Source organism: Sinorhizobium terangae, assembly GCF_029714365.1.
Classification (GTDB): domain Bacteria; phylum Pseudomonadota; class Alphaproteobacteria; order Rhizobiales; family Rhizobiaceae; genus Sinorhizobium; species Sinorhizobium terangae.
In genome coordinates, this window is the sequence record NZ_CP121660.1 from 1491241 (window position 1) to 1515709 (window position 24469).

The window sequence follows — 24469 nt, forward strand, 5'->3', positions numbered from 1 at the left end:
CTTTCCCAGCTATGACCTTAACACACTGGAGAGACGTGTCGATTTCGTTTGGCACAATAGGCCAAAGCAGAAAGGGCGGCATTGCTCCCGCAAGACGGAATCTTGTGCTGCGCGCAGTCGCAGTCCGGCAACGCCGTTGCGCCAAAGCCGCTAGACTGTAGCCGTAACGGAGGTCACGCCATGCCAGCACCGCTGAAACTCATCGACACAACGCCGCAGCTACCCGAAACCGCCGATGCCGTGGTGATCGGCGGCGGCATTGTCGGCGTATTCGCGGCATATTACCTTGCCCGCCGCGGATTGAAGGTCGCCCTCGTCGAGAAGGGACGGATCGGCGCCGAGCAGTCAAGTCGCAACTGGGGTTGGTGCCGCCAGCAGAACCGTGACGCCCGCGAATTGCCGATGGCGACGAAGAGCCTTGATCTTTGGGAGCGTTTCGCCGCCGAGAGCGGCGAGGACACCGGCTTCCGGCGCTGCGGGTTGTTCTATCTCAGCAATAGCGAAGAGGAATTGGCCGGCTGGGCGCGCTGGCGCGATTTCGCCCTGACCGTCGGCGTCACCACCCACATGCTCGACAGCGCGGAGGCGACCGAGCGCGGCCGGGCAACGGGCAAGCCATGGAAGGGTGGCGTCTTTTCGCCGACCGACGGCACCGCCGATCCGGCAAGCGCGGCACCCGCGGTCGCGCGTGCGATCCTGAAGATTGGCGGCACCGTGCACCAGTCCTGCGCCGCCCGCGGCATAGAGACAGAAGGCGGTCGCCTATCCGGTGTCGTGACCGAGCATGGCACCATCCGCACGAAAACGGCCGTCCTCGCCGGCGGCGCCTGGGTCTCCTCTTTCTGCCGGCAGTTCGGCATCCGCTTTCCCCAGGCGTCGGTCCGCTCGTCGATTCTTGCTGTCTCGCCAGGCGCCATCGGCCTTCCGGATGCATTGCACACGGCCGCCGTTTCGATTACGCGCCGCCGGGACGGCGGCTACACGCTCGCCATCAGCGGCCGCGGCCGTGTCGATCCTACGCCGCAGCAATTTCGTTTCGCGCAGCAATTTCTGCCGATGTTCGCTCGGCGCTGGCGCAGCCTTGCACCCGGCGGCCTCGAAGGCTTCCGCTCCGGTCACGAGAGCCTCACTCACTGGCGCCTCGATGCCCCGACGCCAATGGAGCGCATGCGCATCCTTGATCCCGCCGTCGATAAGGACACTATTCGCCTTACCCATTCGCGCGCGCTCGACCTCCTGCCCGACCTTAAGAACACCAGCATCACCGCCGCATGGGCAGGTTATATCGACAGCACGCCGGACGGTGTGCCGGGCATCGGCGAAATCGCCGCCGTACCGGGTTTGATCCTCGCCGCCGGCTTCAGCGGGCACGGCTTCGGTATCGGTCCGGGCGCCGGCCACTTGGTCGCAGACATCGTGACCGGTAACGAGCCGATCGTCGATCCAAGCCCCTACCATCCGGATCGCTTCCGAAAATCCGCCTGGGGTCAAGTCGCTGACTTTTAGATGAGATCGCCGCATGGGGACCAATCTGGGCAAGCGCCTCTTCCAACATTTTCGCCTAAGCTCGAAAGACGCCTGCCGCAACTCTCTGCCAAAGCCCCTATGCGATACAAAACAATCTGCTTCAGGTCGCGGCGAATGCGGACACTAGTCTCCCCGCTCTCCCACTATGATGATTGCGGTACAGGGTGTTGCCGTGCCGATGCACCCCATGAACCCAAAAATCGAGAGGTCATGCATGAAAACGCTGCTGCTTAAGAAGGATGAAGTAAGACGGCTAATCGGCATGACAGAAGTCATCGGCGCGGTGGAAGAGGCATACAAAGCCTTTAACAATCATCAGGTGGAACAACCTGATTATATAGGGATGCATCTCCCGTCGCCTCGTGGGGAAATCGATTTCAAGCTTGGTTACTACAAAGCCAATGAAGTGATCTCCATGAAAGCATCTTCTGGAGGGTTCATTGATAACCCGACAGCATACGGCGTGCCTAGTGGCATGGGGACCATTCTCCTGTTTGATGCCAGGAGCTGTGCGTTGATTTGCATCATGGATGGAAGCTTGATCACTGGCCTCAGAACGGGGGCGTCTGGAGCAGTCTCCGTCAAAGCCCTGGCGAGGAAGAACGCCAGGACGGTCGCATCGATCGGGACAGGAAATCAGGCAAGAATGCAAATCCGGGCAGTCAACGAGATCATGAAGATCGAAGAGATCCACGCATGGGACAGTCACCCGGACACGCTTTCCAGATACAAAGCGGAAATCGAAAGCGAATTCGGCATTCCTGTAATCATGGCAAACTCCAAAAAAGAAGCCGTTGAGCAGGCCGATATCTTGATTACGACGACCCGCGGGAAAGGGTCGCTTGTGGAAGCGGATTGGGTGAAGCCCGGTACACATATCGTTGCAATCGGCACGGATCAACGCGGCAAACAGGAGCTGGATCCGGAGCTCTTCAGAAACGCGAAAATCATCGTCGACTCGATCTCGCAATGCTCAGAAAAGGGCGAGACCTGGCACCCGCTGAATAAGAACATCATCACTAAAGACGACATCCATGGCGAAATCGGCGAGGTATTGCTGGGAAGGAAGCCGGGACGAGAAAGTGAAGACGAAATCACGATTTTCGATTCCACGGGGATGGCCATACAAGACAATACGACAGCCAGCAAACTCTATCAGAACGCAATAGCCAATAACGTCGGCACCTTCTTTCATTTTTTTGAGTGATGACTATGCGCAACTACCCCACCATTCAGGACATTCGGGAAGCCCGGGAACGGCTGAAACCGCACGTCAGGCACACGCCGTTATTGCGTGCAGAAAAAATAGAGAAAGCCGCTGGTTGTCAGCTGTATCTCAAACCGGAAACCCTGCAGATTACTGGCGCCTTCAAGATCCGCGGCGCACTGAACAAGGCTCTCTCGCTCTCGAGAGAAGAGATCGCAAACGGCATTATTGCGACGTCGTCGGGCAACCATGCCCAAGGGCTTGCTTATGCCGCCAGGATGTTGGGCGTAAAAGCAATATTGGTGCTTCCGGTCACCGCGCCCAAAATCAAGATCGAAAATACAAAAGCCCTCGGGGCAGACGTCATTCTTTTCGATGGCGACACCGCCGCCAGATGGAAAAGGGTGTACGAGATCGCGGAAGAAAACAAATACGTGGCTGTTCACGCATTTGAGGACCCCATCGTGATGGCCGGTCAGGGAACGATCGGGTGTGAAATACTGCAGGACCTGGACGATGTAGATACGGTCATCGTTCCCGTGGGCGGCGGTGGCTTAATCTCGGGAATTGCTACCGCCATCAAAGAAACGAAACCATCAGTGCGCGTTATCGGGGCAGAGCCTGCCTTGACACCGAAGTATTTTCACAGCCGGATAAACAAGGAGCGCACATCGCTTCCCTTGAAGAACACTATTGCGGATGGCTTGCGGATAAGCGTTCCGGGTCAAAACCCGTATCCGATTGTCGAAAAGTATGTGGACGAGATTATTCTTGTTGAAGACGAGCACGTCATCGCCGGTATGCGTGCTCTTGCCAAGGATGCGAAACTGATCGCTGAACCAGCCGCCTCGATTGGCGTCGGAGCACTGTTGGCGGGCACCATAGACGTCAAGCCCGATGAAAAAGTCTGTGCGGTGTTGTCTGGCGGGAACTGGGATCTACGCGATCTTGCCGAGATATACAATGTAGCGGGGTAATCAGTCGCAGCTTCGGTCAGTTCACCGCCCCGATCGCAGTTGAACGTCTGAGATCCGCATCGCCAAGCAAGAATCTGCCGCTCCGGAATGCGGCCCGAACACGCCGTTCGGCGACCTGCTTGGCGACGACCGCTTGCCACCCCTTTTGCGACGGTGAAAGGGAGGATCCGACCCGATTCGGACCTTAGCATCCTGACATGCAAGTTGCGCTTCGAGCCATAGCGGACGCTTGGGCACTAGCACGAGGCTGCCACGGCCACGCCCATCAGCCGATGGCCGTGAGCCGATGGCTGCTTCTCAAGCTTGCCCTTAGCGGCGTTCGATGCCCTTTGCCGCCAAGGTGCCATCGACCTCAGCCGACACCAGAAACTCCGACAGTTGCTTGGCAGCTTTTGTGTCCCTTGGATTGGCACTGATGCCAATGGCGAAGTCGATGTAACTTTGGAGTTCCGCCGGAAACCGACCGACAAGCATGACATCCGGGAATCGATCAGACGACGCTGCAATCGAGGTCAACCGAAGGCATCCGAGTGGAAGTGATGCAGGTCACCTTGCCAAGGATCAACCATGACGACGCCAGTGCCTTCGAAGTCCCTGATGCTTCGCGTCACGACGATCATGTCGTGGACGAGAGCCGTGGCCGCAATCAGCGCGTCGGCCTCAAGAACGCAACCGAGCCTCGTGTGTGGCGTCCCGGCGTTGCACCCCAAATACACCGCGCTCCAGTTCAAGAATCGTGATTGCCGAAAGGAAGAAGCGCGTCGCATCTTCCGCTCCGACCCACGCCACTACATTGGCGTCGGCTTTGCCGTCGCCGACCTTGCGCAGTTCGGAGACGACGTTCGTATCCAGCAGGTATCTCAAGACAAGTCCACTTCGCGCGGCCTGATTTCAACGCGGTGCGGCTCGAAACCCCTAACATGCAGATGATGGCTGGGCGTGCCGGTCGCGATCACTTCGGATGGCGCGGCTCCGAGCCGTCATTTCGACATGCTCCAGATTGCACGAATCGCGCAATCCACCCAGCACCTCCTGCATAATCACGACCGCTACATCCTCCCGCCGGGCAAAAGCCTTCGAAAGCAAAGGCGCTCGTGGAACGGGCCGGTTTGCACGCCCATATGCACGATCCCGGTTGGGGACGATTACACCGCACATTCCAGAGACCTATTCCGCTGCCCGCCGTCCCGGACTATTGACTTCACCCCAGATTCCGGCCAGCAGGCAGAGGTCGAAGCTCGATCCCGATGACCGTCAGAACGAAGGAAAACTCACAGATCTATCAGAGGTTTGCACCAATGCCGGAATGTGAGCGCCACGGCTGATACGACAACCGAATTGCCCATTACGATCATAAGTGGAGTCGCGCCAATGAAGCAGCAGATCACCGCTTGAACGCTCATCAGCGCCTTGGCTGAATCCAAAAGTTGTCGGGACTGCCGAGTAGGAGGCTTTTTCAGCCTCGAAAGTAGATTTCTGTTGCGCGAAACCGTCCATCCATTCGCTTGCATTGAACAATGACGTCGATCGAGACCCTCAGCAATCTGTCGATGTCTGCGCGGTCCAGGTTTCGCCCCCCTTCGGATTCTTTCACAAGCAGCGTCAACTGCTGGAAGGCGAGCTTCGCCGAATCGGCATGCACGGTGGTTATTGATCCGGGGTGGCCAGAATTAACATTACGCACGTAGTAGAACGCCGTTCCGTCGCGTAGCTCTTGCAGCAAAATGCGGTCGGGCCGCATCCGGAGGCTCGATTCCAGTAGTTCTTTCGGGCCGGCGCTCGACAGCCCCTGGGCGCCTTTCGAATAGAACAGGCGCACGTGGTTCGGCTGCGGAATAACCAGTTCGGCGGTGTCCTCGATCGAGATGATCCGCTCATGCTCGGGAATATGCTTGATCAGCGCCTTCGACAGCGTCGTCTTGGCCGATCCGGTTGCGCCGGAGATGATGATGTTCTTCCGTGCAATGACGGCTTGCCGCAGAAAATCCTTGAAGTGGCTGGCACGGTATAGGGCCAGCAGATCCTGGTCCTGTGTTGAGACGCCGTCGTTGGTTGCTCGCGTCTCTGAGAAAAACTCTCTCTCTTCCAGATCATCGAGGGTGAATGTCACCGAGGAAGGTTTTCGCATGGTAATACTGACCGTATTGCTGGCCGTGGCCGGTGGAATGACGATCTGGATCCGTTCGTCCCCCGGCAGCGTTGCCGACAGGATCGGCCGGGTTTCATCAATGGATTGATGGGAGAAACTGGCCACGGCCCGGGCAAGGCGCATCAGCTTTTCGAAGGAAAGCTCCGGCAGATCATAGGTCCGCCAACCACCGGCGCCTTCCGTCAATACCTGCCCGGGCCGATTGACGATCACTTCGAAGAGCGACAGGTCATCCAGGAACGGCGCGAACGGAGAGAGCAGTTCTCGAACGACCGCCGCATCGGGACCTTCGGTCATCGCCCCTACCCTACTTCGTCACGAGCGTCGACTGCGGGCTGAAGTCCCCCAGCACCGCCCGGTCGAGGACCTTGTTCCTCCGCTCGGTCACCCGCAATCCGTAGACCCCGGAACAGTCGAGATCGCGCGCCACGAAGATCGAGACGAGCTCCCCCTGATGTTTGTTGAGCGTCGGAGGGATGTTGATCGATTGCTCGACAGCGATCGCCGCTGCCTGCTGGCCTGCGCTGGTGGTGCTCTGCGCATTGACGTCGCTGTCCTGAAGGCGGCTGCTGGCATAGCTCGTGGCGTCGCCGACGATCGAAAGGAGAAGCGCACTTCCGAACCGCTCCCACCAGTGGATGTCGACATAGCCATCGACGCCGGCCCGGCCGAGCGCATCCGTTGCCGGCGAGGCCAATGTGACGATGACGCCGTTCGGGGTTTTCGCGCGGTTCCAGAGCACGAACAGGCGCTTCTGCCCTCGCTGTAGGCCGCCGCGGTACTCGCCGAGAACTTGAGTGCCCTTCTCCATCAGCACGACCCGGCCATTGTCCGAAAGGACATCCCGGTTGATCACGCAGCTTGTGAAGCCGGGCTGATCAGATGCCATGGCAGTTTCGAGAACACAGGGTATCGAGGTTCCCATTGCAACGATGAAGTTCCGGTTGCCGAGCGTGCCGGCGCGCGAGCCCTCAAGCCTGGTCGGCCGTAGCAATCCGTTGAATCGCTGTTCATCGGCATTGGCCGTGTTCTGGTCCATCATGTTTCCATCGAGCGGCAGGAAATTGCTGTCCGTCGATATGGTAGGATCCGCGGTATCCCGGCGCGACGTCGCGTTTCTCTGTCCGCCGCTATAGGCCATGACGGGCGCCCGCCGCGCCGAGTCGAGCAGTGGATCTTCCGCCATCACCTCTTCTGCCACGACGGGGGTCGGCAGCTTCACTTCCGGTTCGGCCTGGACCGGCTCCGCTTGTTCCTTGGCAGGCTCGAAGTTCGTCGTCTGCCGGATGACCACCCGCTCCGGCTGGACGTTTTCTTGCTGGGTACTTTCGCCGCTCATCGACCACAGGGCAAAGGCGACAAAGGCAACAACGGCCAGCGCTACCGCCCCGCGCTTCAGGACTGGATTGTTGTCGATCCGTCTGGCCGCGACGGTTTCGGCTCGCTCACCCGGAATTCGGCTTTCGTCTTCCTGAATCATGACAATTCCCTACTGTGCCGTGACTTCGGTCTTCACGACGCGCTCGACCGACGGCGAGGTCGTATTGGTATCCGGATTGATGCCGACCCGGTCATAGGCTTCGTTGAAGACGCAGAGCACTTCCCCTCCCCTCCGAAGAATGAACTTGCGGCTGATCGCGTGAACCAGGACGAGGTTGCCGTCGACAGCCTTGGGCACCAGGCTTTCGCTTCCGTCCGAATTCTCGATATAGATGGCAGGCATCTCCTGGTTGTCGACGAAGGCGAAGGTCGTGACCTTGCCATTGTCGTAGACTGATTGCGGTTCCAGCGCCTGTGCGCCTTGTGCGGAGTAACGCCAGTTCCGCGGCCCATAGGCGTCATGAATGGCCAACACGTTGTCGGCCTCCTTCGCCTGCGCGGCGATCGCTCGCGCCGCCGCATCCTGTCGTCGTCGTTCGGCTTCGTCGGCCGGATATCGGTACTTGACGTAGAAGTAGGTGTTCTGACCGACCTCCACCTTCCCATCCCGCACCGTCAATTCCATCTGGTAGCTTCGGGTCGATCCGTCGCGCCGGGTGGTGACGACAGAGATATTGGTGACCGGCTGATTTTCTCGCGGTTTGAGAAACAGGATGTTGCCCGCCGGCGCGACTTCCCAGGCCACACTGTTGCCGAGCGCGACATGGGCGATCTCTTCGTCGGCCGCAAATTCCACCTGCACCGAAGAGCGCAGCGAGCCGATGATGCGGGTGATGTTGTAGGGCTGGTAGTCGACGAAACGGACACGACTGTCCTGTGAAGCGCCGCGCGGAATTTCGAGGGCAAGCGCCGTGGAGGCGGAGGCCGTAAGGAGGAGGGTGGCGACGAAAATAGTCCGCATCAGTTGATGGCCTCCGGATCGGCCCGGTATTCGCTGACTGCAAAACCGAGGGGATTCACCAGCCGATCCGTCGACGACATCGGCGCGTTGGCATAGGAGAAGGTGAGCGTCGCAACCCAATGGGTTGCCCGGACTTCTTCTCCGCGGGTGACCGTGCGCATGTAGCGGACGGATACGACATGCGGATTGATCAGCGAGATCGAGGCGATGCTGATGCGCGCGGTGGCGCTGCGTCCATAGGTGTTCTGCGGCGACTCCGGATTGCTGCCGCGATAGATCGCCGAAAACCGGGCCTGCTCCGGTTGCGTCGATAGCAAGGCGACGGTGCGGAAATTCTCCTCCGCCTCGCTCCAGACGTAACCTTCGCGGGCCCGGACGTATTTCGCGGCAAAGTATTTGGTGACCGCCTCGTCATAGGTGCCGGCGGTCGACGTCAGCGCCGAGACGACATCGACGATGCCCGTCGAATTGTCGACCCGCACGACAAACGGCTCGACCGTTTTGAGCGGCGTGAGGCCGGCGACGGCGAAGATCGACGCACCGGCAAGGATACCGGCAAACATGGCCACGGACCAGGCGATGCGTGCCGAGCGTTCGACCTGGATCATGCGATCCTGATCGAAGCGCCGAGCCTTCTCGAAATATGACTTGAGTTCGTCGCCGGAGACCATGGCGTCAGTCCTCGCAACGACGATACGAGGCATCGCTGTCGAGATGGGCAAAGGCGGAAAGTTCCCTGCCCTCTTTGACGTAAGCCATGGCGACGGACTGAGAAGCCGCCGGTCGCGCATCGGACTGTTTCTGTTTGAGGTTGCTATTGTCCTCCCACTGCCACATCGAGCGATTGAGAGCCCGGCGGGAATAGCCGTCGCATTTCGGGAGAGGATCGGTCAGTGAAGCGCAACCGCTTAGGGCGACCGCCATGCAAAGCAGCGGAAGTGTTTTGATCATTCCTGAAGAGCCTTTTTCTTGTTCGTGCGAAAAGCGTCATGATCCGGAGCCTTTCGAGCTGAAGGTTCGACCAACGGCGCGGACACCGCGGCCGGCGGCACGGAAGCCGAGTGAGGTGGCCCGGGCGAGCGTGCTCTCATGCACTTCACGCGCCGCACCATAACCGTAGGTCAAGGACGCGCCGCCGGCGGCAAGCGCCGAGGCGATGCTGGGAAGCTGGTAGAAGACGTAGAGAGCGGCGAAGCAGATGGCGCCAAGCGCGATCGGCCGCATCAGCACATCGCTATACCCCTCGATTGCTGAAAAGGTCGTGTCGACTGAGGTGATCAGCAGTGAGCCGACGGCGACGACGAGGACCTGGAGGATCACGAAGTTCGCAAGCTGCCCGATCCAGGCTTCTGTGAAGCGCCGCGTCGACTGGAACATGGCGAGCGCCACGAAAATCGGCCCGATCGCGAGCACGATTGCAAGCGCCAGCCTGGCATAGAGCGAGACGATGTAGCCTATGGCGGCGACAATGAAGCTTGCGCCGATCACGAGCATGCCGCTGGTGCCGCTGACGATGTCGATAGGCCAGGAGGCGCGCGCCCAGATCTCTTTGGCACACTGTTGCCCCTTGTCGAGCAGGCTGTCGAAGGTCGAGGCGCTCGGTGCCGTGCCGGTGTTCAGCGCCTGCGAGATTTCGCGTGGGAGCACCTCGAAGAAGATGTTAGTGACATAGGTCTGATATTCGCTGGCGTTCTTTACCAGCATCACGATGATGGCGAGCTTGATCGCGCGGAAGGCGAAATCGAGGACCGGTTCCTGAACTGAACCGCGGAGAACGAGATAGCCATAGAGCACCACGTAAAGGGTGACCGCCGCCGTCAGGGGCCCCGAGGCCCACTCGGCAATGTTCGACGTTCCCGAGGAGATGAAGTTCTCAAGTGGTGCCTTGAACTGCCCGTCGACAAAGGCGAAGACTTGATACACGGTTTTGACTCCGAGCGCTTTTTACATTCGTTCAAGGCGGGTCCTGAAATCTGCGGCCGCAGCGTTTTGGCAACTTGGAGTGTTGCCCAATTCACCCGGATTGCGGCGGCATTTGCCGATCACGTCGGCAAGCAGCGCTTTGTCGGCCATCAGTTCATCGACGGTATAGACGCGCTCGGTTTCCTGCGAGCAAGCGGCCAGAACGACGAGAAAAACAGAAAGAAACCGCAGCCTCATTGCAGTGCGGCTCCCATGGCGTCCATGCGCTGGCGCCAGTCCTCGGCCTTGCGTTGCTCATCGACCTGAGCCTGCGCCTGCTGCACCATGCGCAAGCCTTCCATGCGCAACACATCGGTCTGAAGGAAGGCCTGTTCGGCCTGAAGCCGCGCCTGCAGGTCGGCGATGTCCTTGGCGTCGCTTGCCGTCGAGATTTTCTCGCGCAGCTGGTCGATACCATCGATGCGCTTGGTCGCGGCATCATAAATCTGCTGGCCGAGGCTCATCTGACCGGCGTTCTTGTTCTGGATGCGCGAAAGCTCCTGCGCGTAGAAGTCGTCGGCATCGGTTCGATAGCTCGAATTGCCCTCGAGGAACCTAGAGGCCGAGTCAGCGAACGCACCGCTGCCATTGCCCTTGAATAGGCCTTCGATCGCGCTGAAGTCCGCCGGCAGCGCTTTGCGGACGGCCGGATCGTTCAACACGCTGGCAACATCCGCCATGTCGGTCAGTTTGTTGAGCGAACCGTAGAGCTGCTGTGCCTGCTCGATCTGCTGATTGAGTGCATCGAGTTGGGCTTTCAGCTGCGCGATGCTCTCGATCTGCTTGGCGATCGCCGTCTGGTCGATCACCGGGATCCCCTGCCCTGCCGCACCGTTGGCGGAAAGGATGAGCGCAACGGCAATCGCCGCACTATGAAGTCGGTCGGAACCCATCAGCTCGCACTCCTTCTTTGCTGGAAAATCGGAAGCCAATCCTCAAGCTGGTTGCCAACTTCAGCGCGCACCGCATCGGCAAGTTCGACATTAGCGGTCCGGCCGGAGAGGACGGCGAGTTCGTCATCGAAGCCGTTGAGGTCCAATTCGGCGACGACGCTGTTATGTCCCTGCTTCAACACGAACCTTCGGCTCTCGACCGAGAGCTCGCGTGCGACCAGCTCGAACTCGCGCTCCGTCAGCTTGAAGCCATCGACATAGTCCGCATGGTTGCCGCGGGCGTTCGGCAGGAAGATCTGCGTCGGGCATTGCTCGATGATGGTGTGGGCGATCGGCGAGACGATTGCATCTCGTGGGCTCTGCGTCGCAAAGAGCATGAGTCCATTCTGCTTGCGGATCGTCTTGAGCTTGTTCTGGGCGAGGTCCCGGAACCCTTCGTCCTGGAGCGCCTTCCAGAACTCATCGATAACGATGATGATCCGCCGGCCGTCGATCAATTGTTCGACCCGATGGAAGAGGTAGGCCATCAGCGGGGTCCGGATTTCCTCATTGTCGAGGAAGTCGGTCATGTCGTAGCCGACGAACTTGCCGCCGACGCTGAATTCGCCGAAACCGATATCCTCGATGACGTTGTCAAAGACCCAACCGAGCGGCCCTCCCCTTTCCCACCGCCGCAGCCTTGCCGCGAGGCCTTCCGGGTCGGTGTTGTCGAGAAAGGTCCTGAGCGCGCCGATCGTGCGACCCTCCACCGGCAGGTCGGCCAGGCCGTCGATGGCGGCGGCGATGTCGCGGAGTTCGGTCACGCTCAGGTCCCGCGTTGCCGAGCCGACAAGCTTGCCGATCCAGCGCGTGAGGAAGACCTTGTTCTCCGGCGTCAGGTCGAGCGCCATCAGGGGAGCGCAACCGGTCGGTACACCATTCTTGAGCGGCAGATAGGTGCCGCCGGCGGCGCGCACGTAGAGATCGGCCCCCCTGTCCTTGTCGAAGAACACTACATGAGGGTCGTGCTTCTCGAGCTGCGACAACATGAAATTCAAAAGCACGGTCTTGCCGGCGCCGGACGGCCCGCAGACGAAGGTGTTGCCGAGATCGCCGTAATGGAAATTGAAGTAGTAGGGTGACCCGGACGCCGTCTTGAGTAGGGCGACGGCAGTCCCCCACTCATTGCCGTCCTTCTGGCCGATTGGATAGGAGTGGAAGGGCGACAAGGCGGCGAAGTTCCGCGACGTGATCGCGCCGGACCGGGCCCGATAGCGGAAGTTCCCGGGCAGCTGCGCCCACCAGGCCGCCTCAAGGCCAAGATCCTCACGGGCGACGACTGCGCCGCCGCTGGTCAGGCCGGCGCGTGCTTTGGCGAGATTGTCGGTCAGTTCCTTCACTGAGGGGGCAAAGACGGAAAGCGTCAGGTGGTGCTCGCCGAGCACGAACCGGTTGGACTCCAGATCGTCCATCGCCCCATCAAGCTCCTCGATTTGCGAGGCCGCCTTGTCGCCGCTGCTGACCATCTGGTTCTGCTTGCGGCCCATGATGACGCGGGCGTCCGCCTTCGAGACGAAGGAGAAGGATTGCGCCAGGATGAGCTCGAATGGACTGGTGAGTACGCCGTCGAGCATGCCGGGCTTGGTGCAGGCGGGATATTCCTTGAAGCTCAGCATGCCGGCATAGCGGCTGGTCGCCTCGTGCCGGATTTCGATCGTTTCGCGACCGACGATGACACGATCGGAGTAGATCGCCGACGCAATGCGACCCTCGGTCAGGGGGATCGGCTCGCGTCGTCCGCCGACGAACTGATGCAGCACTTCGCTCGGCTCCGAGAACATGAGGCCGTCATGCTCGTAGAGGGACAGCACGCGCGGCTCGAAGCGTTTCAACGCCGCCGTGACATCAACGACCTTATCCCGAAGCTGCTTGAGGGCCTCCTCATCGAGTTCGACCCTGGCGCGGCGGGCACGACGCAGGCGCGCCAACAGCTTTGCCGCCTTGTCCGCCGGATCGCGCGCCGGAGACCAGAGGAGCGTCAGATAGAGGTCGTTGCGGAATAAGTCCTCGCCCACCATGCGCGTGCGGTACTTGTCGTTGAGCGCCGCCGAGAACGGTGTGGCGAACGTGCCCTCCGGATAGCTGTTGTCGCGACGGCGGATGAGATGGGTCCACAAGGCAAGCCGCTCGTCGGCGATGTTTCGATAGAGGGTGTTGAGGTCGCGATGGAGGGCATTCAGGTCGAGAACATCCGCGGTCTCGAAGGAGACGCCTTCGAGCGCGATCATCACCATCAGCGCCCGGGAATCGAGCGCGATCGTCGACTCGTCGACATGGCGGACATACGGGATGAAGGTCTCCGGACCAAGTTCGCGAGATCTGAGTATGGTCAGGCTAGGCAAATCCGAGGTCCCTTTCGTCGTATTTGCGGGCGAGCCTCAGTGGTGCAAGCGTCGCCCCGCCCCAATAGGCGCTGTTGCGCGACCGGCCCCGTGTCTCCACCCAGGCCAGCAAGATGCGGAACATGTTGTGGTCGTGTTTGACGAGCGCGCGGAAAATGAGGTGAAAGACGACGCCGCCGAGCGCGTAAGCGATCGAGCCGGCGACGATGTAAAGAATGGTGGTCAGCATGATATTCATGGCCATGGCTTCCATCGTCACGCCGGCGATCATTGCCGGGCGGGTGCAGGCAATAAACAGCGAGTCTTCCTCGAGGATCTGCCGCGAACTCGCCATGACATCAGCTTCCGACGATGGTGTTGACGAGTTCGGTGGCACCGAAGATGCCGCCGATGCCGATGATCCAGAACCCTGCCCGTCTCAGATCCATGTAGCCGAACATCCAGGCAATGCAGATCACGATCACCGCGATCACGGCCAGCAGCTTGGCGATGTTGCCGGTCAGCATGTCGACGATGTTCTGTAGCACGGTCTCGATGCCAGCGGCCTGCGCGAAGGCGGGCTCGACCATGGTGGCCACGATGGCGACAGCCATCACGGTGGAAGCGGCGATCGGACGGATACGGGAACTGAAGGTCATTCACTCTGCTCCATTTGACTGTTCTGAAACACCAGGACGGAAGATCTCCGTCGCGAACTGAAAACATCCCAGGACGGCGTCGGGGCGGATTCCGCCTGGAATTCGTCCCTGCGGGCAGTGACAGCCACATCGGTAGGAGGCGCATTGTTGGCTCCCCTCCCCTGCCCGCCATCGCTGATCGTGAGAGCCGAGAGCGTCTTGCCGAGCCGCCTCGCTTCCTCGCGGACCTGATCGTCGTACTGGACCATGGCGCCCATGGAGGGATCATCTCGGCCGTAGTAGGATTGCAGCATTACTTGTTCGGCCCGGTTCGGATCCGCGCCGGCCTTCGCAGCGAGCCGGTAATACCCGTCGAGCAGCGTCGCGGTGGCCTGAAGGTTGAGGCACGGATCAAACGCGTCGGAGATTGAAAGTTCCAGCTTCCGGAGTTCTTCCATGCCAATACCGCCGAGACCGAGCTGGATGTCCTGCCGCTCGGCCACCAGCGACGTGGCGATCTCGATCGCTTCCGCCTTGGTCGTGGGCTGCTCCGAGAGTGGGGCGCCGCTGTTGATCCGGATGGCCAACGGCTCGAACCTACTTTCAAGACTGACGACGCCAGCGAGTGTCTCGGCCGCAACTATGGGTGCGCACGTTTGCGCCAGATCGAGGAACGCAACGGGCATGGCTCAGTACCACACCCGTTGTTTGCCGACGCCGTCGATGGTCACGTCGACATAATGGGGTTGCGGGCGGACGTTCGGCCGCGTTGTCACATAGCGTTGGCACTTTATGCGGCCTTCGCTGCGGCGCCAAACGGCGGAGGTGCTCCGATCATTATCGGAGTAGCACTCAAGACTTGAGACGGTTTGTGGCGTGGTTGAGATGCAACTCGCCTCGCGCGCGCGATCTCCATACCGCGTCGTCAGGCGATAGCCGCCGTTGCAGTAATAGGGCTCGTATCCGGGGCGCGAGGCCTGGAACCCAACACCGCTGCAGGTCGGGAAAGAGTGTCCATTTGCAAGCTCGCGCCAGAGCTTCTCGATCGGGGGCCGGCACTCGGCATATTGCGTTGCACTGCCGGGATTGGAAAGGCACAAGATAACTTGGCATCCCCAGTTGTCGGCTTGCACATAACTCACTGAAATGAGGTATAAGGGCACGGTACCGGCGATCGCGAGGAACAACCCAAGCAGAAGGTTCTTCATGAGCAACACCCTCCAAATCCGAAGCGGCGTTCGATGTCGTTGTCATCGTCCCATGCCGCTCGACATATACAGACTTATATTATGCAGTTAAAACGATGACAAGAGCCCTCAACGCCCAGTGGCACAACCTTGCCTTTTCGGCCTTCATTTTCCGTGAAATTCTCGATAATCCCATGGAGGATGAGACCCCCCAGTCGCGACTGAAGCAGATCGGCATGATGAGCATTCTTTACATCATGCACCAGGGGCACCAGGCCCTAACTATTTCAAATATAACGGAAACCACGAAACTTACGCGCACAGGCGTCGCCGAGACCATCGATCCTTTGGTCAAGCGTGGACTTCTGACCGAGACATTCGTGAAGAATTCTATGGGCCGCGGCAAGGCACGCCAATTCGAGATTTCGCCGGAAATTTTTGAGAGGATTCGCAGCTTTCAAGGTGCCTGACGTTCGCGCTGAGCAATCAGTTGGCGAGTCAAATCTAAGAAAATGAGTTAGTTTAACTACCGCGGTACCGTTCGGCCATCACGCCATACGCAGAAAACGGCTCATCTCCAGCGGGACTCAGATGGCAGACGGCACCGGCTATGAACCCGATCGAGCTCCACAACGGTGAGATCAAATGGCGCCGAGGCTATCGGCATCTTGCCCAACCACGATGCAATCGTCCGCTTCGTCGGCGCGTTGCTGCTCGAGCGAAACGACGAATGGTCGGCAAACTTTGCCACAGGCCTCTGATTATAAGCCAGTTCTCCGACATCACGGTGTTTCAGGAGCTTCGCCTCCAGGCACTCGCCAGTAACTCACTTGGCTTCAAATGAGCTTGAGCTTCGTCGCCAGTGCCGTCGCCTGTGGCAGCGTGCCGGCATTGAGCGCCCTGCGAGCGTTGTTCATGTGGAAATTCACATTCGCGTAGGTCATGTTCTCGATGGTGGCGATTGCCCTCATGGATTTACCCTCGGAAGACCACTTAAGCATCAACGCCTGTTTGGCGGTCATGCGGACGCTCGGTTTTGCCGTGGGTTCAATTTCCGCCTGCTCGATCCGCACATGGAGCTGCGCGACCGCCGTCGCGGCCGCGACCGGATCGATATCTCGATTCAGCGAAAGGGACGGCTTGTGCGAGGCAACGGTCAGCATCGCCATGCGCCGGAATGCAGTCGCCACCGGTATTGTGATGCCCGAGCGGATACCGAAGCCAGCAGCGTCCAGATAGAACCGCCGAACGCGTCGCGACCTGACCGTCCTCGTGTTTTCTGAAGACCAGGTGAATGTCTTCATCGTGGACTTGGCGATCTGGACGACGGGATCGATCTCATTCAGGCCCTTCGAGAAATACCGATCCTGCCATTCGGGAGGATAATTCGACACAGCGAATGTTCCGACCGGCTGAAGATTGAGATAGGCGTAATATTCGAAGCCGAGTTCCCCCGCGAGCTCGGTGAGTGCTTCATTGAACATCTCCCTGGTGCGCGCTACCGCCGTAACATCGATTAGCTTCTGAAACCAAATCTCCACCTTCTAATCCCCTCTCGACTGCCTACTCTCCATGCGCCGACCGATGGCGCTTCTTGCCGGTCCTTTCAGAATGCCCGCCAGAGGGTTGGCGCGGCCGCCAGACCGATGTAAGCGAGCGGCCGATTTCCACGAACTCTTCACGGTTCGCAGTGGGGTCTTCCTTGTTCCAGGCGAGCCCCATGCCGATCGTAAAATCCACTCCCTCCACTTCCCGAAGGCGAAACGACCGATGCGGCAAATCCTTCGTCCATTCCGGAACGAAACCGACCCCAATCCCGGCGGCAACGAGCGAAACCAGGGAGAGCGTATCGTCGCAGCTGTAGGCGACCTGATCGAGAAGGCCATGCTTTCTGAACTGCTCGAAGAAGTACTTTTCCGTGTAAGATAGATTCGAGCGGGAAAAGGAGATAATCCGCTCCCGTTTCAGATCGCTTAATGTGACGGTTTCCGCCATCTCCAGCGGGCTGCCAAGCGGCACTGCCAGAAGATATCGTTCGTTGGCGATGCTTTGCCAGCGGAGTGAGCCGATATTTTCGACCGGCCGGATGAAGCCGAGGTTGATGCGGCCCTTCTCCAGATCGCGGATGATTGCATCGGTCGAGCCACTGCTGATGTGAATCTGAACGTCCGGAAATCGCTTGCCGAGCTTGCTTAGAAAGAGCGGCAAGACACCGAAGGTCGCAGGGTAAATGGTACCGATCGTGATCCGATCGACATCCTTGCCCGCAACGGCCCGGACGACGGCGGAACTGTTTTCGATGTCCCTGAGAACACGGATACACCGCTCATAGAAAACTTCGCCGGCCTTGGTCAATTGAACGCGACGGGTAGAGCGGGTGAGCAGCTGGACGCCGAGCTCCCTTTCCAGCGTCTGGATCTGCACGCTGAGGGCGGGCTGCGCGATGGCCAGCGTCGCCGCGGCGCGGCCGAAATGAAGTTCCTCGGCCAGCGTCGCAAAGCATCTCATCTGACGGACTTCCATTCCCCCGTCCCCTCCATCTGCGCAGGTTCTTCCGCAAGGCGCAGATCATCTATTAATCGTCACTTTAGATCAATCTATTATTTTTTGATAATTCAAAACCCATGAATTCCGGCAGTAGACGGCGAATCGTCTTTGCCCTATCGGTTGAGCATGAAAACGAGCCTCGAACACCTGCCGGAGAAGAAGCAGCGCGAGCTTGCCCGCGTCGTCGAGATCATCCACGAGGAGTTCGCCGATGCACTTGAGGGAAGCTCGGCCGGCTTCAAGAAGCGCGGGCGGATCCTGAAAATTATCCTGTTCGGCTCCTATGCCCGCGGTACGTTTGTCGACGAACCGCACACTATGAAGGGCTACCGTTCCGACTACGACATCCTTGTGATCGTCAATTCGAAGAAGCTCGCTGACCCCGAGTACTGGGACAAGGCGACCGACCGGCTGCTATGGGACAAGGGCGTCTCGACGCCGGTTGGACTGATCGTCCATGGCGCTCGCGAGGTGAACAACTTCCTGGCCGACGGGCAATATTTCTTTGTCGACATCCTACACGAGGGCATCGTGCTCTATGAGCTCGACGGCCGGCCGCTGGCCGAGCCGAAACGGCTTGCGCCCGCCGATGCGCTCAGGGTGGCGAGGGAGCATTTTGAAAGGCAGGGCCAGAGTGCTGCGGAGTTTCGGCAGCTTGCTCATTACGCCATTCAAAATGATTGGAGGAGCCGGGCGGCCTTTGTTCTCCATCAAGCCGTAGAGGCGGCCTATTCAACCGTTCTGCTGACTCTTACCAACTACAGCCCACCGTCGCACAACCTCAAATTCCTGCGCGGGCTGGCGGAGGACCAGGACCGCCGGCTGGTGGATGTTTGGCCGCGTGACCAGCACCGCTTTACTGCTTGGTACAACATTCTCAATGAAGCCTATGTGAAGGCGCGCTATTCGAAACACTTCGAGATCACCGAGGAGGCGCTCGCCTGGCTGCTCGAGCGGACCGAGCATCTCCACGGTCTCGTCGAGGCGATCTGCAAGGAGCGGCTGACGGAATTGGAGCGGGCTCTCGACGCATAGCGGGCCGCGACAATCTGTTGATGCCCCAGATTGCAGCGAACTCAGGCGACCCGTTCGCATTCATCCAAGCGGACAGCACATCGTCACCACCGGCTCGAACCTGATGATCCGCCGATCATTCGCGTACCTGGCGTGCGGCGGGATTGACAGGTCACCTTGAATTTCCTGGGCATAATTCCGTCGGAGAATTTTGACTTCACCTACAGCGGGAAATCATTTAGGATTCAACCTAATCGACATGAGTGGTACGTGTGCTTCCGGACGACGCGATCTTCGCTGTGAGACCGTCCGGCCACATTTTCCCCCGCGCCGGACTCTCGAAGGAGAGTCGCCATGTCGAAACCATTGAAGAATGTCCCGGAGCCGTCAAACCAGGCGGATGCGCAACATGACGTCGCGGTGGCGGCGGCTGTGGAACTCGCGATGGAGTTTTACGGCTGCGACGCCGTAACGGCCGCGGCAAAGCGCGCGGTCGAGGCCAGGGACCTCAATCGCGAAAGCCATTACCGGTTCTGGCTGCATGTCTTCAAATCCCTGAAATCCAATCCAAGCCTGATCAACGAAATCTGTCAGCCGGGGTGACGAAGTGGCCGCCGCCTATGGATTGGCGGCCCGCACAAGCCGATCGTGCGGGCCCATGCCGTCGGAGCCGCTCAAGACAGAATCCGACGCAGATCGTCCGCCGGCCGACCTTATAGGCAACGCGATTAATATGGTTTCCGTATCAATATCGCGAAATCAATATTGGAGATCGTGGGACCGGCCGGCGCAATGTCACCAAACCGACAACACCAACAAGGGGATCGTCATGAGGTTTTCTGCGCTGTGCGCAAGTGCGCTCGTAACAATGGGCCTGGCCGCGAGCGGCCACGCCGAAACGCTCATCGTCAACAGCTACGGCGGACCCTACGAAACGATCATCCGGGAGCGGATCATCGAGCCTTTCGAGGCCAAATTCGGCATCGACGTTGTCTATGACGCCGTTGGTTCGGCCTCCCAGGACTATGCCAAGATAAAGGCCACCAACGGGCGCCCCGGCTTCGATGTGGTCGTGATGACCGCATCCCAGTCGCTCGAGGGATGCAAAGAAGGCCTGCTGGAGGAATTCTCACCAGACGAAGTTCCTAATCTTGTGCATCTGTCATCGGTGATCGCCGGCGTCGCCGGCCCCTGCGGCGCGGTTCACGAAGTGCAATATCTCTCGCTACTCTACCGAAAGGACAAGCTGCCGGAGCAGCCTAATTCCTGGAACGCGCTCTTGGACGATCGCCTCGAGGGCAAGATCATCCTGCCTACCTTCCAGAACGTCATGGCTGCCTACCTGATGGAGATCTTCTCGGTCGCCCACGGTGGCGATCTGCTCGATAACGTCGACCCCGGCTTTGCCGCTATGGCCAAACTCGCCGGACAATCGATCGGCTTTGAGCAGTCGTCATCCGTCATGGAGACGTACATCAAGGGCGGCGAAGTCTGGGCCATGCCCTTTTGGAACGGGCGCGCGCAACTGCTCGTCGATAGCGGCCTGCCGGTCGACTATGTCCTGCCGAAGGAAGGCTCGATTCCTTTAGTCGCAACCCTGAACGTGCCGAAGCATGCCGCAAACCGCGAGGCAGCCCTCAGGTTCGTCAACTTCTTTCTCGAAAAGGCCAGCCAGGAGGCATGGGTCACCGGGTATAAGGTCGGCAGCGTACGGACCGACATCGACGTGCCGGACGATATCCGTGCCAGACAAATCACCACCGAGGCGGATCTGAAGGCGCTTCTGCTGCCTGACCTCGCCGCAGTTGCGTCACGGCTTTCCGCCTGGGGCGAACGGTGGGAACGTGACGTCGTCGCGGTGGCCAAGTGAGGTGGATCATGGCCGTCATTGCTTTCTCCACCCCAAAAGAGCCCATACACACGGGCCTTCCTATAAAGGGATTTCTGCCGCTCACCGCCCCCTCGATCGTGCTGATGCTCTTCTTCGCGATCCCGATGGGCATGATGATCGGGATAAGCTTTCAAAGCCAGACGGCGGGCGGCCCGACGTTTGCGAGCTATAGTCGCTTCTTCAGCAACGACTTGGTCCTTGCGGGCCTCACCCGAACGGTCGTGATGTCGGGCCTCGTCGCAATCTCAGTCACCGTCTTGGCCTATCCCCTCGCCTACTATCTCGCGCGCTCGACGTCACGCTGGCGGACCATCATCTTCGCGCTTGCCATTGCGCCTGAACTGGCGGGCGTCGTGCTTCGGACCTATGGCTGGCTGATCATTCTCGAGGATCGCGGTTTCATCAATTCCGCGCTGATGTGGACTGGAATGATCTCGGAACCCCTGCCCTTGTCAAAGAACCTTTTCGGCGTGGTCGTCGGGCTGACTCACGTTATCCTGCCGTTTGGCGTGCTGTCGCTGCTGACGAGCCTCCAGGGTATCAATCCCAATCTGGAAAAATCTGCGCAAATTCTCGGCGCCTCACGTCTTGACGTCATCCGCCACATCATCCTGCCGCTCTCCGTGCCGGGGATCGTAAGCTCGCTCTTGATTGGCTTCACCATGGCCGCAAGCGCTTACGCGACCCCGGCCCTTCTCGGCGGCGCCGGCTTCAAAGTCATGGCCACTATGGTCTACGAGCAGGTGCTCTTCTATCTCGACTGGCCCTTCGCGGCGGTGATGGCGAACGTCCTGCTCATCCTCATGCTGACCGCCGGCTTCGTCGGATCCAGGCTGGAATCGCGCCTCCACCAAAAACTTCATCTTTAGTCTCGGGAGGCTTCGATGAACCGATTGCTCACCTATCTGTTCAGGATGGTGCTCGCCGCCATTCTTGCCTTCATCACCCTGCCGCTCGTGGTCGTTGTCGCTGCCTCTTTCAGCCCGACTTCGGCGGTAACGTTCCGGCCAAGCGAATGGACCTTGCAATGGTATGCGGCGCTCTGGGACAGCCGCTGGCTCGATCCGTTCCTGCTCAGTGTCGAACTGGCCCTCATCGTGTCGCTCGCAAGCGGACTGCTCGGCGTTCTTGGGGCATACAGCGTCGCCTACGCGAAATGTCGGGGCCACACCGCCATCATGGCGTTCCTATTGTCACCCATGTCGGTCCCGCAAATCGTCAAGGGCGTGGCGATCGTCCTGTTCTTGTCCTCGGTTGGACTTTATCACCTGCTCGGAACGCCCGGCCTTATCATGGCCCACATCATCCTGACGTTGCCCTACGTCGTGCGCATGGCCGCGACGGCGATGTTCGGTTTCGATAAGCGGCTTGAAAGCGCGGCACGCATACTCGGCGCCAGTGCCACGCAGAGAATCAGATATGTGCTTTTGCCGCTGATCCGCTCCGGCCTCTTCTCGGGGATGACCTTCGCCTTCATCATTTCCTTCAACAACATCCCGCTCTCCGTCTTCCTGGTCAGGCCTGGTCAGACAACGCTTCCGATCACCGTCATCAACCATCTCGAATACAGCCTGGATCCGGTGCTCGCGGCGGTGAACGTCGCGTCGCTCCTCTTCATCCTTGGCGCAATCATCCTTTTCGAAAAGATCGGCGGTTTCTCCGCCCAATTCCACGGGGGTAGCAAATGACCACCATCGATATCGAACTCCTTTCCGTCAGCAAGCAGTTCGGCGCAAACCGCATCGTCGAGGATATCAACCTAGCCATCCCGAAGGGAAAATTCGTCAGCATTCTTGGTCCCTCCGGATGTGGCAAGACGACGACCCTGAACATGATCGCCGGATTTGAAGCGCCCTCGAGCGGGCAGATCCGAATTCGCGGCTGCGATCAGGCAGGCGTCCCGCCGGAAGCCCGGAAGATCGGGCTGGTCTTCCAGAACTACGCACTTTTCCCGCATATGACGGTCGCCCAGAATGTCGGTTTCGGCCTAAAGATGCAGGGTCGGCCCCGCGAGGAAATCGCCGATGGCGTGTCACGCGCCTTGAAAAGTGTCCACCTCGAAGGCTTCGAGAGCCGTTATCCAAAGGAACTATCGGGAGGCCAACAGCAACGGGTCGCGGTCGCCCGGGCCATTGCGCCCTCCCCGTCCGTGCTGCTTCTCGATGAACCACTCTCAAATCTCGACCTCAAGCTTCGGGAAGCCATGCGCGTGGAATTGAAAGAGATCCAAGAAGACCTCGGCATGACCTTCATCTATGTCACGCACGATCAGGAAGAGGCGATGGCCATGTCCGATCGGATCGTTGTCATGCAGCGCGGAGTGGTAGCGCAGGAAGGAGCGCCTGCGGACATATACGGCCGCCCGAGGACCTCTTTCGTGGCGGACTTCATTGGCAAGTCCAATATCCTGCCGATTGCCGATGTATCCGCAACCGATACCCCAGAAAGACGCGTTACCGTGCTCTTGGGAGAAGGAAAGTTGCCGGTCAGAGCGATCTGGCCGCACGACGTCGCTCCTGACAAGGCTCGATATTGTTGCATCCGGCCCGAAGCTGTCAGGCTCGCCGATGCGGCGGGGGCTCTCGATGAACCCGCGAACCGGCTCACGGGCACCATCCAGAAGGTCGTCAATCTCGGCGCCTATCTCGAGGCGTGGATGCTCGTAGATGGCAAGATCACATTGAAGTCCATGATCCGCTCGACACGCCTCGACAAACTTCGAGTTGGTTGCCGCGTTGATTTCGCCATCGCTCACTCTGCTGTCCAATTACTGGAGCAGTAGCGCCGATTAATCGTCCTTCATTATTAATGACCAGCAATTGATATTGGAATCGCCCAATAGCCCTTCACTACACTCGGTGCGATCCCAAGTCCGGGATCTTCCCACAAGGAGGCCAAGATGCGCATGAACACGAAGGTTTCAGCAGTGCAAAATGACAGCAATGTCTGTGCTGACATCGTCGGTTTCGACTTCTCCGACTATAACGATGCGGACATTGCCGCAGTTCGGTCCTATTGGCTGCAATATGGCGTCATTCGCTTTCGGGCGGTCCATATCACAGACCAGCAGCAGGTCAATTTCTCCCGCCACTTCGGCGACTTCGTCATCCACCCGAAACAATTGCAGGAAGGGGGACATCCTACGCATCGCGAGATCCTGGTGATCAGCAATGTGATGACGGACGGTAAACCGAGCGGCGCGCTCGGCAATAGCGAGGCGACGTGGCACACGGACACATGGTTCTACGAACGCCCGCCGGCAGGCGCCATCCTCAGAGCGATCGAGGTTCCTCCTTCGGGCGGCGACACATACTTTTTGTCCACCTATCATGCCTACGAGACGCTCCCCGAGGAGCTGCGCAAGGCCATTGAAGGGCGACAAATCTTCTTCCAGAACGTTTACGACAAGACGGGCAGGCTGCGCCTCGGGAAATCCGAACCGACGAGTACGGATTTTCGCGAATGGAGCGGCGTCGTCCATCCGCTGGTCAGAACCCACGGCGAGACGGGCCGCAAGGCGCTCTATCTAGGGGGGACGCGGGAAGGCTCATGGATCGTCGGTATGCCGCTCGATGAAAGCAACGATCTGATCGCCGAGCTTTGGGAGCACACCACCGCAACGCCTGATGTCTTCGTTCAGAAATGGGGCGTGGGCGACATCGTGATGTGGGACAATCGCTGCACGATGCACCGTCGCGACTCCTTCGACCCGAACACGATCCGTATCATGCATCGGACGACCACATCCGGCGAGCGCCCGGTTTGAGCCACGACAA

At 59.4% G+C, this 24469-nt stretch carries 26 protein-coding genes and 3 pseudogenes; 12 read left to right on the top strand and 17 right to left on the bottom strand.

Features of this window, described 5'->3' with window-relative positions:
* The first annotated feature begins 180 nt into the window (after nucleotides 1–180).
* From QA637_RS25550 to QA637_RS25560, 3 genes are all read left to right on the top strand, one after another.
* Nucleotides 181–1506 (top strand): NAD(P)/FAD-dependent oxidoreductase, encoded by a 1326-nt coding sequence (locus tag QA637_RS25550; RefSeq protein WP_283065506.1) that lies wholly within the window; start codon nucleotides 181–183, stop codon nucleotides 1504–1506.
* 235 nt (nucleotides 1507–1741) lie between these two features.
* The gene (locus QA637_RS25555; RefSeq protein WP_283065508.1) at nucleotides 1742–2734 is read left to right on the top strand and encodes an ornithine cyclodeaminase family protein; all 993 of its coding nucleotides are present in this window, start codon (nucleotides 1742–1744) and stop codon (nucleotides 2732–2734) included.
* Entirely contained in the window at nucleotides 2734–3711 is a 978-nt protein-coding gene (locus tag QA637_RS25560; RefSeq protein ID WP_283065509.1) for a threonine/serine dehydratase family protein, read from the top strand. Before QA637_RS25555 ends, QA637_RS25560 begins: the two co-directional genes overlap by 1 nt.
* 309 nt (nucleotides 3712–4020) lie before the next feature.
* Here the strand turns inward: QA637_RS25560 and QA637_RS25565 are convergent.
* Both QA637_RS25565 and QA637_RS25570 read right to left on the bottom strand, forming a co-directional pair.
* Nucleotides 4021–4242, bottom strand: a pseudogene (locus tag QA637_RS25565) (molybdate ABC transporter substrate-binding protein); the annotation flags it as partial.
* Nucleotides 4224–4575: pseudogene (locus QA637_RS25570) on the bottom strand (PIN domain-containing protein). The pseudogenes QA637_RS25565 and QA637_RS25570, both read right to left, overlap by 19 nt.
* Nucleotides 4576–4622: 47 nt before the next feature.
* On the opposite strand from QA637_RS25570, the pseudogene QA637_RS25575 reads away from it, so the two are divergent.
* A pseudogene (locus tag QA637_RS25575) lies at nucleotides 4623–4910 on the top strand (hypothetical protein); the annotation flags it as partial.
* Between the two features lie 257 nt (nucleotides 4911–5167).
* Here QA637_RS25575 and virB11 read toward each other — a convergent pair.
* Genes virB11 through QA637_RS25640 form a run of 13 tightly spaced genes read right to left on the bottom strand, consistent with a single transcriptional unit; the run spans nucleotide 5168 to nucleotide 15262 of the window.
* Nucleotides 5168–6157 carry a P-type DNA transfer ATPase VirB11 gene (gene virB11, locus QA637_RS25580; RefSeq protein ID WP_283065510.1) on the bottom strand — a complete coding sequence of 330 codons (990 nt, stop codon included), beginning with the start codon at nucleotides 6155–6157 and terminating at the stop codon, nucleotides 5168–5170.
* A 10-nt stretch (nucleotides 6158–6167) separates the two neighbouring features.
* The gene (virB10, locus tag QA637_RS25585; RefSeq protein WP_283065512.1) at nucleotides 6168–7340 is read right to left on the bottom strand and encodes a type IV secretion system protein VirB10; all 1173 of its coding nucleotides are present in this window, start codon (nucleotides 7338–7340) and stop codon (nucleotides 6168–6170) included.
* Between the two features lie 9 nt (nucleotides 7341–7349).
* Nucleotides 7350–8201, bottom strand: a complete 852-nt coding sequence (gene virB9 / locus QA637_RS25590; protein WP_283065514.1) for a P-type conjugative transfer protein VirB9 — start codon at nucleotides 8199–8201, stop codon at nucleotides 7350–7352.
* Nucleotides 8201–8872 (bottom strand): VirB8 family type IV secretion system protein, encoded by a 672-nt coding sequence (locus QA637_RS25595; RefSeq protein ID WP_153437905.1) that lies wholly within the window; start codon nucleotides 8870–8872, stop codon nucleotides 8201–8203. The genes virB9 and QA637_RS25595 overlap by 1 nt, the downstream gene beginning before the upstream one ends.
* 4 nt (nucleotides 8873–8876) lie before the next feature.
* Entirely contained in the window at nucleotides 8877–9152 is a 276-nt protein-coding gene (locus tag QA637_RS25600) for a hypothetical protein (RefSeq protein WP_283065516.1), read from the bottom strand.
* 36 nt (nucleotides 9153–9188) lie between these two features.
* A complete protein-coding gene (locus QA637_RS25605) occupies nucleotides 9189–10124 on the bottom strand; it encodes a TrbL/VirB6 family protein (protein WP_184108706.1) in 936 nt (311 codons plus the stop codon).
* 21 nt (nucleotides 10125–10145) lie between these two features.
* Nucleotides 10146–10361, bottom strand: coding sequence for an EexN family lipoprotein (locus QA637_RS25610; RefSeq protein WP_153437901.1), 216 nt, complete (start codon nucleotides 10359–10361; stop codon nucleotides 10146–10148).
* Nucleotides 10358–11056, bottom strand: a complete 699-nt coding sequence (gene virB5, locus QA637_RS25615; RefSeq protein ID WP_153437899.1) for a P-type DNA transfer protein VirB5 — start codon at nucleotides 11054–11056, stop codon at nucleotides 10358–10360. Before virB5 ends, QA637_RS25610 begins: the two co-directional genes overlap by 4 nt.
* Complete coding sequence (locus QA637_RS25620) at nucleotides 11056–13437, bottom strand: VirB4 family type IV secretion/conjugal transfer ATPase (RefSeq protein WP_283065517.1); 2382 nt, start codon at nucleotides 13435–13437, stop codon at nucleotides 11056–11058. The genes virB5 and QA637_RS25620 overlap by 1 nt, the downstream gene beginning before the upstream one ends.
* Entirely contained in the window at nucleotides 13430–13771 is a 342-nt protein-coding gene (locus QA637_RS25625; RefSeq protein WP_153437881.1) for a VirB3 family type IV secretion system protein, read from the bottom strand. Before QA637_RS25625 ends, QA637_RS25620 begins: the two co-directional genes overlap by 8 nt.
* A gap of 4 nt (nucleotides 13772–13775) precedes the next feature.
* Nucleotides 13776–14075 carry a TrbC/VirB2 family protein gene (locus tag QA637_RS25630; RefSeq protein ID WP_283065519.1) on the bottom strand — a complete coding sequence of 100 codons (300 nt, stop codon included), beginning with the start codon at nucleotides 14073–14075 and terminating at the stop codon, nucleotides 13776–13778.
* Complete coding sequence (locus QA637_RS25635; protein WP_283065520.1) at nucleotides 14072–14740, bottom strand: lytic transglycosylase domain-containing protein; 669 nt, start codon at nucleotides 14738–14740, stop codon at nucleotides 14072–14074. The genes QA637_RS25630 and QA637_RS25635 overlap by 4 nt, the downstream gene beginning before the upstream one ends.
* Nucleotides 14741–14743: 3 nt before the next feature.
* Nucleotides 14744–15262, bottom strand: coding sequence for a hypothetical protein (locus QA637_RS25640; RefSeq protein WP_283065522.1), 519 nt, complete (start codon nucleotides 15260–15262; stop codon nucleotides 14744–14746).
* A 95-nt stretch (nucleotides 15263–15357) separates the two neighbouring features.
* Here QA637_RS25640 and QA637_RS25645 point away from each other — a divergent pair, with 95 nt between their 5' ends.
* The gene (locus tag QA637_RS25645) at nucleotides 15358–15711 is read left to right on the top strand and encodes a helix-turn-helix domain-containing protein (RefSeq protein ID WP_153437873.1); all 354 of its coding nucleotides are present in this window, start codon (nucleotides 15358–15360) and stop codon (nucleotides 15709–15711) included.
* Between the two features lie 366 nt (nucleotides 15712–16077).
* On the opposite strand, the gene traR is transcribed toward QA637_RS25645, so the two are convergent.
* Together traR and QA637_RS25660 are read right to left on the bottom strand one after the other, a co-directional pair.
* Nucleotides 16078–16782 carry an autoinducer-binding transcriptional regulator TraR gene (traR, locus tag QA637_RS25655; protein ID WP_283065524.1) on the bottom strand — a complete coding sequence of 235 codons (705 nt, stop codon included), beginning with the start codon at nucleotides 16780–16782 and terminating at the stop codon, nucleotides 16078–16080.
* A 22-nt stretch (nucleotides 16783–16804) separates the two neighbouring features.
* On the bottom strand, nucleotides 16805–17764 hold the full coding sequence (locus tag QA637_RS25660; RefSeq protein ID WP_283065526.1) for a LysR family transcriptional regulator: 960 nt from the start codon (nucleotides 17762–17764) through the stop codon (nucleotides 16805–16807).
* A gap of 150 nt (nucleotides 17765–17914) precedes the next feature.
* Between QA637_RS25660 and QA637_RS25665 the strand changes: the two genes are divergently transcribed.
* From QA637_RS25665 to QA637_RS25695, 7 genes are all read left to right on the top strand, one after another.
* Complete coding sequence (locus QA637_RS25665; RefSeq protein ID WP_283065528.1) at nucleotides 17915–18823, top strand: nucleotidyltransferase and HEPN domain-containing protein; 909 nt, start codon at nucleotides 17915–17917, stop codon at nucleotides 18821–18823.
* Between the two features lie 333 nt (nucleotides 18824–19156).
* Nucleotides 19157–19405 (top strand): hypothetical protein, encoded by a 249-nt coding sequence (locus tag QA637_RS25670; protein WP_283065529.1) that lies wholly within the window; start codon nucleotides 19157–19159, stop codon nucleotides 19403–19405.
* Between the two features lie 226 nt (nucleotides 19406–19631).
* On the top strand, nucleotides 19632–20672 hold the full coding sequence (locus QA637_RS25675) for an ABC transporter substrate-binding protein (RefSeq protein ID WP_283065530.1): 1041 nt from the start codon (nucleotides 19632–19634) through the stop codon (nucleotides 20670–20672).
* 8 nt (nucleotides 20673–20680) lie between these two features.
* A complete protein-coding gene (locus QA637_RS25680) occupies nucleotides 20681–21562 on the top strand; it encodes an ABC transporter permease (protein WP_283065532.1) in 882 nt (293 codons plus the stop codon).
* Nucleotides 21563–21577: 15 nt separating this feature from the next.
* A complete protein-coding gene (locus tag QA637_RS25685; protein WP_283065534.1) occupies nucleotides 21578–22381 on the top strand; it encodes an ABC transporter permease in 804 nt (267 codons plus the stop codon).
* Nucleotides 22378–23475, top strand: a complete 1098-nt coding sequence (locus QA637_RS25690) for an ABC transporter ATP-binding protein (RefSeq protein WP_283065536.1) — start codon at nucleotides 22378–22380, stop codon at nucleotides 23473–23475. The genes QA637_RS25685 and QA637_RS25690 overlap by 4 nt, the downstream gene beginning before the upstream one ends.
* A 117-nt stretch (nucleotides 23476–23592) precedes the next feature.
* Nucleotides 23593–24459, top strand: coding sequence for a TauD/TfdA dioxygenase family protein (locus QA637_RS25695; RefSeq protein ID WP_283065537.1), 867 nt, complete (start codon nucleotides 23593–23595; stop codon nucleotides 24457–24459).
* Nucleotides 24460–24469: the final 10 nt, after the last annotated feature.

Bases quoted from the DNA above. Each gene is read 5' to 3' on its own strand.
- QA637_RS25600 (WP_283065516.1), bottom strand. From the start codon at position 9,152: ATGATCAAAACACTTCCGCTGCTTTGCATGGCGGTCGCCCTAAGCGGT.
- QA637_RS25685 (WP_283065534.1), top strand. From the start codon at position 21,578: ATGAACCGATTGCTCACCTATCTGTTCAGGATGGTGCTCGCCGCCATT.
- QA637_RS25680 (WP_283065532.1), top strand. From the start codon at position 20,681: ATGGCCGTCATTGCTTTCTCCACCCCAAAAGAGCCCATACACACGGGC.
- QA637_RS25630 (WP_283065519.1), bottom strand. From the start codon at position 14,075: ATGACCTTCAGTTCCCGTATCCGTCCGATCGCCGCTTCCACCGTGATG.
- QA637_RS25670 (WP_283065529.1), top strand. From the start codon at position 19,157: ATGTCGAAACCATTGAAGAATGTCCCGGAGCCGTCAAACCAGGCGGAT.
- QA637_RS25560 (WP_283065509.1), top strand. From the start codon at position 2,734: ATGACTATGCGCAACTACCCCACCATTCAGGACATTCGGGAAGCCCGG.
- virB11 (WP_283065510.1), bottom strand. From the start codon at position 6,157: ATGACCGAAGGTCCCGATGCGGCGGTCGTTCGAGAACTGCTCTCTCCG.
- QA637_RS25595 (WP_153437905.1), bottom strand. From the start codon at position 8,872: ATGGTCTCCGGCGACGAACTCAAGTCATATTTCGAGAAGGCTCGGCGC.
- QA637_RS25675 (WP_283065530.1), top strand. From the start codon at position 19,632: ATGAGGTTTTCTGCGCTGTGCGCAAGTGCGCTCGTAACAATGGGCCTG.
- QA637_RS25660 (WP_283065526.1), bottom strand. From the start codon at position 17,764: ATGGAAGTCCGTCAGATGAGATGCTTTGCGACGCTGGCCGAGGAACTT.
- QA637_RS25625 (WP_153437881.1), bottom strand. From the start codon at position 13,771: ATGGCGAGTTCGCGGCAGATCCTCGAGGAAGACTCGCTGTTTATTGCC.
- QA637_RS25635 (WP_283065520.1), bottom strand. From the start codon at position 14,740: ATGCCCGTTGCGTTCCTCGATCTGGCGCAAACGTGCGCACCCATAGTT.
- QA637_RS25550 (WP_283065506.1), top strand. From the start codon at position 181: ATGCCAGCACCGCTGAAACTCATCGACACAACGCCGCAGCTACCCGAA.
- virB5 (WP_153437899.1), bottom strand. From the start codon at position 11,056: ATGGGTTCCGACCGACTTCATAGTGCGGCGATTGCCGTTGCGCTCATC.
- virB9 (WP_283065514.1), bottom strand. From the start codon at position 8,201: ATGCGGACTATTTTCGTCGCCACCCTCCTCCTTACGGCCTCCGCCTCC.
- QA637_RS25665 (WP_283065528.1), top strand. From the start codon at position 17,915: ATGAAAACGAGCCTCGAACACCTGCCGGAGAAGAAGCAGCGCGAGCTT.
- QA637_RS25695 (WP_283065537.1), top strand. From the start codon at position 23,593: ATGCGCATGAACACGAAGGTTTCAGCAGTGCAAAATGACAGCAATGTC.
- QA637_RS25690 (WP_283065536.1), top strand. From the start codon at position 22,378: ATGACCACCATCGATATCGAACTCCTTTCCGTCAGCAAGCAGTTCGGC.
- QA637_RS25555 (WP_283065508.1), top strand. From the start codon at position 1,742: ATGAAAACGCTGCTGCTTAAGAAGGATGAAGTAAGACGGCTAATCGGC.
- virB10 (WP_283065512.1), bottom strand. From the start codon at position 7,340: ATGATTCAGGAAGACGAAAGCCGAATTCCGGGTGAGCGAGCCGAAACC.
- QA637_RS25610 (WP_153437901.1), bottom strand. From the start codon at position 10,361: ATGAGGCTGCGGTTTCTTTCTGTTTTTCTCGTCGTTCTGGCCGCTTGC.
- QA637_RS25645 (WP_153437873.1), top strand. From the start codon at position 15,358: ATGACAAGAGCCCTCAACGCCCAGTGGCACAACCTTGCCTTTTCGGCC.
- QA637_RS25640 (WP_283065522.1), bottom strand. From the start codon at position 15,262: ATGAAGAACCTTCTGCTTGGGTTGTTCCTCGCGATCGCCGGTACCGTG.